The sequence below is a fragment of the Sodalis sp. (in: enterobacteria) genome (genome assembly GCF_047607725.1).
Taxonomy (GTDB): Bacteria; Pseudomonadota; Gammaproteobacteria; order Enterobacterales; family Enterobacteriaceae; genus JBLKSS01.
Genome location: NZ_JBLKSS010000152.1, coordinates 1 through 11,367, shown reverse-complemented (window position 1 = coordinate 11,367; position 11,367 = coordinate 1). Strand labels below are relative to the sequence as shown.

General features: G+C 49.8%; 7 protein-coding genes, 2 tRNA genes and 4 pseudogenes. 8 read left to right on the top strand and 5 right to left on the bottom strand.

The window, feature by feature from the left end; translation table 11 throughout:
• The first annotated feature begins 252 nt into the window (after positions 1-252).
• Positions 253-1,938 (top strand): MFS transporter, encoded by a 1,686-nt coding sequence (locus ACMX3H_RS13785; RefSeq protein WP_415211236.1) that lies wholly within the window; start codon positions 253-255, stop codon positions 1,936-1,938.
• A gap of 400 nt (positions 1,939-2,338) precedes the next feature.
• Here the strand turns inward: ACMX3H_RS13785 and ACMX3H_RS13780 are convergent.
• From ACMX3H_RS13780 to mtfA, 3 genes and pseudogenes are all read right to left on the bottom strand, one after another.
• Positions 2,339-2,743 (bottom strand): annotated as a pseudogene (locus ACMX3H_RS13780) (hypothetical protein); the annotation flags it as partial.
• Positions 2,744-2,816: 73 nt separating this feature from the next.
• A tRNA-Asn gene (locus ACMX3H_RS13775) sits at positions 2,817-2,892 on the bottom strand.
• Positions 2,893-3,082: 190 nt separating this feature from the next.
• Positions 3,083-3,877, bottom strand: a complete 795-nt coding sequence (mtfA, locus tag ACMX3H_RS13770) for a DgsA anti-repressor MtfA (RefSeq protein WP_415211237.1) — start codon at positions 3,875-3,877, stop codon at positions 3,083-3,085.
• Positions 3,878-3,969: 92 nt separating this feature from the next.
• On the opposite strand from mtfA, the gene ACMX3H_RS13765 reads away from it, so the two are divergent.
• Positions 3,970-4,059: transfer RNA gene (locus ACMX3H_RS13765), tRNA-Ser, on the top strand.
• Between the two features lie 498 nt (positions 4,060-4,557).
• Here ACMX3H_RS13765 and ACMX3H_RS13760 read toward each other — a convergent pair.
• Positions 4,558-5,202 (bottom strand): annotated as a pseudogene (locus ACMX3H_RS13760) (glycosyltransferase family 25 protein); the annotation flags it as partial.
• Between the two features lie 1,461 nt (positions 5,203-6,663).
• On the opposite strand from ACMX3H_RS13760, the gene ACMX3H_RS13755 reads away from it, so the two are divergent.
• On the top strand, positions 6,664-6,864 hold the full coding sequence (locus tag ACMX3H_RS13755; protein WP_415211235.1) for a hypothetical protein: 201 nt from the start codon (positions 6,664-6,666) through the stop codon (positions 6,862-6,864).
• A 304-nt stretch (positions 6,865-7,168) separates the two neighbouring features.
• Here ACMX3H_RS13755 and ACMX3H_RS13750 read toward each other — a convergent pair whose 3' ends face one another.
• The gene (locus ACMX3H_RS13750; protein WP_415211234.1) at positions 7,169-7,552 is read right to left on the bottom strand and encodes a DUF1090 domain-containing protein; all 384 of its coding nucleotides are present in this window, start codon (positions 7,550-7,552) and stop codon (positions 7,169-7,171) included.
• A gap of 769 nt (positions 7,553-8,321) precedes the next feature.
• Between ACMX3H_RS13750 and ACMX3H_RS13745 the strand changes: the two genes are divergently transcribed.
• From ACMX3H_RS13745 to ACMX3H_RS13725, 5 genes and pseudogenes are all read left to right on the top strand, one after another.
• Complete coding sequence (locus ACMX3H_RS13745) at positions 8,322-9,230, top strand: cation diffusion facilitator family transporter (protein ID WP_415211233.1); 909 nt, start codon at positions 8,322-8,324, stop codon at positions 9,228-9,230.
• Between the two features lie 445 nt (positions 9,231-9,675).
• Positions 9,676-9,878: pseudogene (locus tag ACMX3H_RS13740) on the top strand (YgdI/YgdR family lipoprotein).
• Positions 9,879-10,135: 257 nt separating this feature from the next.
• Positions 10,136-10,402, top strand: coding sequence for a DUF6515 family protein (locus ACMX3H_RS13735; protein WP_415211232.1), 267 nt, complete (start codon positions 10,136-10,138; stop codon positions 10,400-10,402).
• 291 nt (positions 10,403-10,693) lie between these two features.
• Entirely contained in the window at positions 10,694-10,960 is a 267-nt protein-coding gene (locus ACMX3H_RS13730) for a hypothetical protein (RefSeq protein ID WP_415211231.1), read from the top strand.
• Between the two features lie 263 nt (positions 10,961-11,223).
• Positions 11,224-11,367 (top strand): annotated as a pseudogene (locus ACMX3H_RS13725) (transposase); the annotation flags it as partial.

The following is an 11,367-nucleotide window of genomic DNA, read 5'->3' as shown; positions in this document are numbered from 1 at the left end:
TTTCATATCACTCAAACCGGGATGGAAATAAAAGTTATTAAAATCAATACAATGTGAAAATGCAATGAGCATAAGCGTGTAACGTAGGTTTACTGTCTCATACAACAAACCCACCAATAATTCAAGACGTCCTCCACGGGGTGCTTACTTTAAGACATCAGCGCAAATATAGCGCTGAGAGTCGGTTGAGCACTGTTCGGCTAGGCAGCGCTTTCTCCATAGACTTTTCTCCATATGCATAGAGGTGGTTAGATGAAGCTCAATTTGGGGCTTTTGGCGCTTGCAATAGGCTCTTTTGCGATTGGCGTTACAGAATTTGGGCCTATAGGATTACTGCCCGTCATCGCCGGCGATCTGGATGTCTCAATCCCGGCTGCAGGTGCGGTTGTCAGCGCCTATGCGTTTGGCGTCATGGTTGCCGCGCCGCTCGTCACGCTAAGCACAGGCCGATTATCACGCAGAACGTTGTTGATGGCGATGTCTGCGATCTTCATCCTCGGCAGCATCTGGTCTGCAGTATCGACTAGCTACGAGATGCTTATTCTATCGCGTGTCTTCACGTCCATTAATCATGGCACGTTTCTCGGCGTCGGCGCCATTGTCGTGGCTGGCCTTGCGGCTCCAGAGCGTCGAGCGGCTGCCGTCTCGACGATGTTCATGGGGCTGACGCTTGCAACCATCATAGGCGTGCCAGCCGCTAACTGGATAGGAGAATATCTTGGGTGGCAGGCTGTCTTCTGGGGAATAGCTGCAATTGGCGTCTTGCAGGTGAGCGGAGTTCGCGTCGCTCTGCCCGATCTTCCCGGCAACAAGACTGCCAACGTTCGGTCGGAACTTCGAATCCTGATGCAAAGAAACGTCCTGACGCCACTGTTATTGACTGTTATAAGCAACAGCGCCATGTTCACGATCTTCACTTACCTCGCGCCGATCCTGCAGACCGAAGCGCATGCATCGATCAATTTCGTCACAGCTATGCTTTTGACCGCTGGGGTTGGCATGACACTTAGAAGCTGGCTCGGAGGCAAGTCCGCAGATCTCTCGGTTGATCGAACAATAATCGGCTCGCTGGTCCTCATTGCGATCATGCTGGTCGCGCTCACCCTGTTCATGTCGAATGTCTATGTAAGTGGCGTCATCATCTTTCTTTGGGGAGCCGCAAGCTTTGCGCTTGTTCCGCCCATACAGGTGCGGGTCATGTCGGCCGCGAGCGGAGCTCCAACTCTGGCTTCAGCTGCAAATATCGGTGCGTTTAATCTCGGCAATGCGATCGGAGCAGTGTTTGGCGGATGGGTGATTGACGCTGGCCTGGGCTACCGGGCTGTAGCGCTTGCCGGGGCCGCGATAGCGGTGATTGGTTTGATCATAGCGGTATTTTCGCGCGGTCATACACCGTCGGATTGCCCCCTCCAATCATGGGTCACTAAGAGATGCTCTGACCGGTTCACCGGAAAACGTCTAACGTCTAACATTAAGGAAGCACTCATGTACAAGCACATCCTTATCTTGACCGACGGCTCAGAAGTTGCTCAAAAGGGCATCGACCAGGGCCTGTCACTGGCACAAGGGCTAGGCGCCAGGGTAACGATTATTACTGTCACCGAGCGACTTCATACCTATGCAGGACCGGCCGGAGGCGTTGGCTGGATTCCCGCACCTGATGAGATGATGGAATATGAGGCCGGCCGAAAGGAGGCTGCCGACAAGATTCTTGCGAAAGCAAAAGCCACGGCCGATCGGCTAGGTGTGGAGATTGAGACAGTTCACGTACCGGACGCGCTACCAGCAGAAGCTATTCTTGCGGCTGCAAAGGAGCGCGGCTGCAGCCTGATCGCTATGTCCTCACATGGTCGCCGAGGTCTTGATCGTTTGCTCCTGGGAAGCCAGACTTCTGAAGTCCTCGCCCATAGCCTCATACCAGTCCTGGTCATTCGCTAGGCTACTATGCATATCCAGAATGCAGCCTGTCATTGATGGGGTGCTTGATGCACACGTTCGCAGTCCTTTAAAGACATCCCTATATTCTGCTGGTTTGCAGCATACGGAGATTTGTTTTGCATCGGGCCCTGAAAACACCCAGCGGGCTACGCTCGTCAGTTCCTGAGACTTTTTAAAGAAGGGAATACCGCGATTGAGCTGAACCACTAAAGCCAAACAGCAGCATCAGTGTTTTAAAGTCACTTTACGTTTCTTCCTTCAGAAAATTCAGTAGTGACTTTATTTTTCTCTCGGTTTCGCGTCTGTCGTTATTAATGGGTGGTGATGAGCATCATTCCCCTGATAAAAATCCAGTACCGATGGGTATTCCTCTTTACAGACCTCTGGTTTTATCGATTATTTATGCCGTGATACCCTGCGCAGAAGTCGGGCGGAGGCTTGTTTCATCCTCGCTGAAGTCCAGTGTGGCTTTAACAGTTGCGGCGTTAGCGGCAATAGAGGGAGAGATGACATAAATCGCCAGCTCGTTTTTTTTCACCCTGATGGGCGAAATCAATGAGGCAGAGGGAAGGGGGCGTACCGTAAAATAAAGCTGACAAAATCAGGCGGGTTGTACACCCTATTTAGGGTGAGGAACGCTTTTCACCCGGTCACGCCTTTCCACTAACTGATAAAGGCGTACCAGCTGCATCTGCTGGGCAGTAATAATTTTGCTGTTTCGCTTCGAGCTGATGACATAACAGCAACCACCTTTATCAAATATCAGCTTAAGTGAGAATCCTTTCGGCGCGTTGATGGCATGGATCCAATGGATAGGCAGAGAAAGTCTTCAAAGCAAAAAGCCCGCTCAGGGAAACCTGAGCGGGCTTTTCTAAATTTGGCTCCTCTGACTGGACTCGAACCAGTGACATACGGATTAACAGTCCGCCGTTCTACCGACTGAACTACAGAGGAATCGCGAGAACGGGGCGAATGATAGCGGGACACCGAAGGGGTGTCAATGGATAACCGAATGAAATCGCGCAATTGTGCAAGGCTTAGCCGAATTGGTGATTTGCAGCGCCAGATAGAGGCAAGAGGCGCTGTTTTTATCTGACATTTGCGCCCACATCATGGCTTGCGCTGGCTTAATCTGGTGCCTGGATCACATGCTGCGCGCATCCTGCATGCGACCGGCACGCAGGGCTGTGAGCCTTGAGAGCGGATCTTGGCGGTAAAAGCGGACGAAACAGCCGTAAAGATCGGCGAATCGCTCCGCCAGCAGTTCGGGAGAGCTGAAAAAGTATTCCGACAATACGGCAAAGCACTCCGCGGGGTCGCTTGCGGCATAGGCATCCATACTGGCCGCGTCTTCCCCGACCAGCTCAACCTCATCCTGCAAGTCCGCCATGGCGCCATGGAGCAGTTGTTCCCAGCGGGCGACCTCCCGTAGCGGGATAAATGGAACGCCATTGACGACGCCCGCGTTACGTAAATCGAGTTTATGAGCGGTTTCATGGATGACCAAATTGAAACCCGACACATCAAAGGAATCCTGGATTTCGAGCCAGTTGAGGACTACCGGGCCTTGATCCCAGCTTTGCCCGGAATGAACCACCTCGCCCTGGTGTACCAGGCCAGAATCATCCTGCCAGCTATCTGCTACCACGAAGGGCGCCGGGTAGATCAATACTTCATGGAAGCCATCCAACCATTCCAGCCCCAGCTCAAGCACCGGCAAGGAAAATAACAGCGCAATACGTGCCCGCTGCTGGGCATTCAATTCAAGTGCCTGCAAGGGAACGAGTTTCTTTTGCCAAAGAAATTTCTTTGCCAGCGCCACCAGTTTTTGCTGCTCATCCACCGAGAGCGGGGTCAATAGCGGAATTGAAACCGCCTGATCCCAGTTCGTTTCATCTGAGCTGGCGGGATGCGTGCTTTGCCATGGCCATTTGATCATCATGTTGCTCGATAAGTCGTCACTTGAATCGTGAGGGCGGATTAATACTGTTAAAATGCCGCAAAACAGGGCATGATAGCAACCGCAAAAAAGGAGAGATGCCGGAGCGGCTGAACGGGACGGTCTCGAAAACCGTTAAGGGAGCAATCCCTTCCAGGGTTCAAATCCCTGTCTCTCCGCCACTTTTCAACCGGTTACAGACAAAACGCCTGGTTACCCTTCTACGCCTGTTAATTTCTGAGAAAAAACGCTAAAAAGATTTCGCTTAAGCCGGGTGCTAACGCGCGCCTTATTAAGCTGCGGCGTGGCCGCCTCATTGCATTCATACACAAGCCGCGGTGATGTGGTTTTATATCCACTCAATTGCTGGACTGTCGCTGCTGGCACCCTCTTGACCGTAATACCTTTTACCTTAATCATGACAGATACAATGTAAGAGGCTATTTCAGGCTTGCTCAACGTAACGCCACCAACCGTGCTTTCCTCTCAAATCATCAAAACCTTGATAGCAAAACCCTTCCCCAGATGACTTTTAATCGCTGCGGCTATAATTCTAAGTTGATGGCGGGGGCGGCCAATCGCCTCACGCGCACATTCCCCGCGCGCGACTGCCCCGTGGTGTGCAGTCCGCGCCGGCATCATTGCCTCTAAAGAGGGGGTCGTGATTTATTGCTGTTTTACTATGGACAAAAAGGCCGTACCAGCAGACGCCAAAGCAGATGTTTGCATTTTACCCGCCACGGCGCCTGGGCTTTTAATGATTGCCAGATGGCATTGCGCGCCGCGTCAGGTTTGGGAGTAATACTGATGTGTGACTGAGCCGCATGGATGCTATGCAAAATGACCGGCGGCCCCACGGCACGTACCTGACAAAGGGAGTAATCCTGAAAAATGGAAAATTTGTCGGCCACCATCCATACCGGATAGAGGCCCGCCACCATGTTCCGCGCGGCCGTGCGATTGATAATGTAACCGTGCGTCATGGCGGCATCGATTACCCTATGCAGACAGTGCGACTTATCCAACGCCTGAATCGGTTTTTTTAGGTATTGATGGCTGGCGGTCAGCAGCGTTAATAGCGGCCTGCTGGGATCATCGCACAGCGCTATTTGGGGGAGAAGCGAAATGGCTTCCGGGGTAAGCTTTGCATCATCCTCAAGGATTAACGCTTGCTCAAGCCCTCGCTCACAAATGAGGCGGTAGATATGGATGTGGCTAAGGGCGCAACCAATTTCACCCGGACGGGTGGCATAATTAATTTTACGGGTATGCCGCACAATTTCCTCGCCGCTAAGCAAATGGCCATTTATGGCTTCGATAAACTCATAATCAAGAGAGTAATTTTTTCACTGGTATTCTATACATTGACGGCGTTTGGGCGATGCTTTGAGGTTGATGATGAAAACTTTCACGCCTTCTCCAATATGTGGATAATAAAAGGTGCGAGGTTTTATTTCGCTATAAAAATAAATATAGAATGTAAATTAATTATCTTTTTTATATATCTCGCATGCAAATATTGAGTTGCATTTACTTGTTCCCGTGGTTATTCTTGAGGCTAAAAGCGTTGTGAATAATACCAGCAAAACTTGCACCTTGGCGAGAAAATTACGAACTATTTATCTGCGATTTTGTTATCTAAGGTTATATGTTTACTGAATTATTTTTTAATAAAATACTATTTCTTTGCGAATGTAGAGAGTATTCCCCATTTAGCCAGGATGGACAGGGGACTCAATCGGACAACAATGACGCCTTTTACCCGTGATCGGCACCACCTTGCTCCGTCATCTAGCGCTCGTTTACGTCAATATTGGGGAAAGGGAACGACGTTCGTTCGATTGTGGCACGAAATTATGATTATGCTAATGGATAAGGGGCTGTAGCTCAACGCGTCAAGCGGGCGGTTACGAGATCAATGTCATAAACTGCGTGCGGTTGCTTCGACGAGCGAAATAATTAGCATTGCTTGAGATTTCTTCGACGGACTAAACATGAGCGCCGTGGCCGCCCGCCCGTGGCGCGCATTGTCCGGGAGGCTATTAAGTACGCACTGGGTGAGAATTATTTATTGAAATTAATTCCAATGAAATTATATTTGTCTTGGTGAGTAACTGACGCAGATGCAATAACGCCATTAAGACAATTCGATCAAATTAACACTTGCTAGAATAAAAGGATTTTTCTGATGGCGCTCAGATGATTCTTGTGGATAATATTGGCCCATCGGCCGCGAAGACAATTCTTTTAGAAATAAATCTTCAGGGTGGCGGGAAATCTATTGACAAGCGCCACATTACGTTTAATAGTTATTCTCTGATGATCGAAAAATGCAGGCCAGGTCACTTAATCTCTATAGGAATAGGCTGGCGTTTCCTGTAGTGTTGAATGATGATTTAAAATTATTTGCTTCAATTAATTAATAAAAATGATACGGTCTCTGTGTCAAATTTAATGGATGTTACCGCATAAGGTCGTTAAGGACTGTACTCTTAACGCCTGAGCCGTCAGCGCTAACCTTATAAAAGAATCAAAAGTATTAATCGTTAGAATAGATAGTCTTCTCCAATGCGTAATGCATTTGCTATTAGCGATGGTTAATCAATTGCATTGATGGTGCTTGCGGCGGGCACACAACAAGGATAGACGGGGGAATATTTAGAATTTTCTTTAGTAGTTTAACGTATTTGACATCGTAATGATTAGCGACACCGTGTCGAGTAAGCATTGCGGCAGGTATAAAACGGTGCGGCCGAAAAACGACGGCACCAAGCCAGGACATTACCATGAAAAAAATGATAACTTTGGTCGACGATAATGCTCAGAAAGCGAATGTCGCGCCTGAAATAAATAGTCAAGAATGGATGGAGGCGATAAATCGAGAGTTGACCACCATTGTCAAAAACGCGGGAATCACCGTTGAGGAAGAGAATGAAGAAGCGTTATACGCGGCGCTGAGTAGATTGCTGCGTCGGGCAGGGGAGTAACAGCAATCCATCCGCCGCAAATCAAGCACATATTACGACGATGCGTAATACATTCGTATAAAAGTTACACGATGTCTCACCTGGCCTTCAGCAGCGCAGTGCGTTAGCGGCGTGCGGTATTTTTAGATACTTGATGTAAGAAGCGACGACACTGGCGTGGGTGGCCGGGCGGTATCGCGAAAAAATGTCGTAAAATACGACATCTTCCGTGCCACCACATGATGGCATGATATTCTTTTGCCGGCTATCGTCGTCGTGAGGCGGTCGTCAATTAATTTCATTCCCATCCGGCCGGCGTGGCGACTTACTGTTTTAATGTCGATTGTGCTTCTTCAAGTTCTTGTTGAGCGCGTGCGACTTTTTTTTGTTTTTTGCGAATTTTATCGCTATTACCTGTTTGCTGGGCTTGCGTTAGTTCGTGCTGCCGTTGCGCCAGCTTGCTTTTCTTGTCGGCAATGTGGCGCTGGCGGTCTGCCTGCAGCTGGTCATCGCGACAATGCGCGGTAATTTCAGTCAGCGCCTTTTCCAGACCCTCTACCAGAGCCGCATTGCCCTGAGCGCGAGCATGAGAAAGCTGTGTTTGCACAGACTGCTGTTTTGCTGCGCTGCCGCTTGCCGCCAGCGCACTTTGTCCGGGGAATACCATCAAAGCGCCAATCAACGCAAGATAAGGGAGTATCGTCTTCACCGTTAATCCTTTTCTGTTAATCCTTTTCTAAGGAAAAGATAAATGTATGCATAATAATTTCACCTTAATTTTATCAGAATTTAAGGCCGGGTGGAAATAGTGCGTACCTCGCTTGCGGCGCGAAATAGGTAATGTACCCAACGGGGCCACAATAAAGCGTGATAGGCTGACCATGATGAGCCAGAGGTGTAGGGATCCGTTTCGGCAAATCATGTCCAGAGTCATTAAAATTAGACCCTAATGATGTCGCAAGACAGACATTTATTCGCCTGCTGACCTTAGGCGCCGTTGTGGATTAAGGCGCCGGTACGGTGGGCGGATACGATAATCCAGCCGGGGCGACGCAAACGTGCATTAAAAATGAGAGTGATTATTTCTACGCACGAAAGTCTCATCCTTTCATGGTTTAAACACCAAAAAGAGCCAATTTAAGCAGCCGGTTTTTATCACGCAAGTGATAGGTGCTGATGCAACGTGTTAAATTCACGGTATCCAGAAGGACTCGACGTTTTATGTGTAGAAAATGGGCGGAAAGCGGCTTGAGAGCCTTTGGGGCGTTGCGCTTTAGTCATGGATGTTAATAATGAATACGTGGTTATTCTATTGTTGTTCAGTGCAAAGGAGAACCGGCAAAGCGTTTATTTAGCGCTTACACTTTCTCATGAGTGAAAAAAACTGTTTTTTTAATTCTCGAACTAACATAATAAACAGTTGAATTTAATTATTTTATAGCGTGTAGGGTAAATGATTATCATCTGGATAAAGCATTATGATTACTAAGCTGCCTAAAAAAAGCCTGACGCGTTTCGCCTCGCTGGTTTCGCTTGGTGTCGCGCTAACGTTGGTGTGCATCAAAATTTGGGCATGGCTGGAAACGGGCTCCATTGCATTACTGACCTCGGCGGCGGATGGTTTAGTCGATGTATTGGCGTCAATGGTCACGCTGGTGGGCGTATACTATGCACAGCGGCCCGCGGACCGCGGCCATCGTTTCGGCCACGGTAAAGCAGAAGCCATAGCCGCGTTTGTGCAGGCAATGCTCTTGGCGGCGGCCGGGGTCGCGCTCGGGATAGAGTCTGTCAGCCGTCTCATTACCCCGCAGGCGCTTGCCGCGCAGGGGCTGGGCATTATTGTAATCGTCGCCAGCACCCTTTGCGCCAGCTTACTGGTGACAATGCAAACGCTGGTGGTGAAGTACACGCAGTCCACGGCAATCGCTGCCGATCGCGCGCATTACATCACCGATATCGCGGTGAATATCGCGGTGCTCTGCGCGCTGGTCCTTGAGCATCAGTTTGGCTGGATCAGGGCAGACGCCAGCGGTGCGCTGGCGATTTCGTGCTATATGGTATGGAATGCGCGCGGCATGATCCGGTCAGCGATGCTGCAATTGCTCGACCGCGAACTTGATAGCGCCGATCGCCGGCGCATTACCGCCGCGGCGCTGAGTTGTCCCGGTGTGGAAGGGGTACATGACCTGCGCACCCGCAACGGCGGAGATCGGGTATTTGTCGAGCTGCATGTCGAAGTGGATGGGCAGTTGACCGTCGATGCGGGTCACGCCATTTGCGATAATGCGGAAGCGGCGGTCAAGGCACTGTTCAGCGCAGCGGAGGTTTCCGCACATCTTGAGCCGGCCGGGATTGCGGACGAACGTCTCGATGATCTCATCAAATAGCGCTGGGGGTCACACATCGCGGCGGCGCTTGGCGCCCGCCTGGGGTAAAAAAAACACCCACCGAAAAAAACGTGGGTGCCCAACATCACTTTCGCCATCACCGGAGCGGGATGACGTAATGAAACTATCATCTAACGGCATCGCGAATAAATTATAAATGATAATTATTCTCATTCAAATATTTATCGATATTATAGCCTTAGCCTCTATCGCAGAAATGGCGCGCCTTTGCCCTGACGCCGCTTAATTTCTGGCGCTGAGCGCCTGAGGATAGCGAATTCGCCTTGTGCCGCCGGAGCGGAAGCCTCGGTAAATATCTTGTTGTCCCGTATTGTCGCGAAATAATCCGCCGCTATACAGGCAAAAAATTAGCGATGCTGCGAGTTTGCGCTAAAATTATTGCATGTCTGATAAAAAGGAGTGGGTCATGAAAAAAGTATTCTCTATGTTATCAGGGGTAATTTTTTCAGCCTTTATCGCCGGTTGCTCAAGTAACTACGCTATGCATACAACGATGGCAGAACTATCGTCAGCGATGGTAAGCCCAAGGTCGATGATCAGACCGGGATGATCAGTTATAAAGATGCCAACGGCACCAAACAGCAAATAGCCCGTACCGATGTGAAAGAAATGGTCGAAATGAAGTAACGCTGGGCAAACGTTTTGTCTTCTCTTTCATCCCCGCCGCGGCGGGGTTTTTTTTGGCATCAGCATCTAGGGTCCTGTGTTAATGCCTTTGGCTGGCATGTTGCGCGCCGTCGTGAAAGTTTTTCCAGTCAAATTGCAATAAAATATAACCAAACAGTTAGGAATGCGTAATCACCGACTAAAGATGTGTAAAACGCCTTGCGTAACCGGGCGATTGGCGCTTTTATTAGTGTATTAATAGGGTTGATAGATGCGATATGAGAAAATTACTGGTACTGCAGTTATCCGCCAGCCAGGTGGCGGCGATGCTTGCCGGTCCTGGTGGTTACCATGGCGGCCCTGGGCCCGGCCGCGGAGCACGCTTTCCTTTCCTGCCTGGCGCGGCGGAAACTGTGTTAATCACCGGTCTGACCTATTATGTGCTCAACGGGATCTATTATCAGCGGCAAAACGATCAATATGTGGTGGTGCAGCCGCCGCCTGCGCCGCCAACCTATGTGGGGCCGGTAACAATAGTAATATGACCGTTGTGGATATGAACGGCGAACGCTTTTACGTCAACCAAGGTCACTATTATCGGCGCACTATAAATGGCGATTACTTGGAAGTCCCTCGCCCTCCGGGCTTGTGACGTTCTCGCCTTATCGCTAAGGCCTGCCGTGGCAGGCCTTTTTTTTGCCCGTCTAACGGCACCCTAAACATTTTGTTACCCGCCTGGCGCCGCTCTGAATATGCATTAAAATTACATAATAATTAAGAAGGGCATTAACCCCGCGAATTACGCCTGTGCGTGACGGGGTATCTGGGAGGTGGGGGTGAGGACATATAAAAAGTCTCGCCGTGAACGCTGGATGAAAACCCGGCAAAAGGATTTTCTTCACTATATCTTGGTTCGCAGCCTGTTGGGTTGGGGCGTGACCAGCGTGGTAGCGTTGCTTTTACTGGTTTATTGGCTATTTGATACGCCGGTAATCAATTTTGCCGGGTTGCTTACTTTCATTGTCTATGTCCTTATCAGCGTGCTGCGCGGTTGCATTAAATGGGTCATGATGGAAAAGGAGCTGAAGTCAGGAACGAAGTAATCTGGACAAACGTCGGTGACTGCTCGCTGGGACAAAGGGGGGTCCTGCAGGCAAAACCGATTATTATTCTTGCCGCCGTTGAGAAACGTACCCACACCGGTGCCAGCCGTTATCCCCAAGGATGCCTTCATGTCTGATGCGATCGAGAGGTAAGCGTACGCCCAGCGCCGTCTGTTAATTCCCCATCAAGTTATTAAAGATGATGTCCATTATTTTTTTAATGGGCGCAATTCATGAAACAAACCCCACCAAAACCCTCAAGACGCCGTCCCAATTTCCCGCTGGACTTTAAAATTAAGCTGGTTGAGCAGGCGCTCCAGCCCGGCGTATCCATTGCCAAGCTGGCACGGGATAACGGTATCAATGACCATTTGCTGTTCAACTGGCGCCAGCTCTACCGTCAGGGC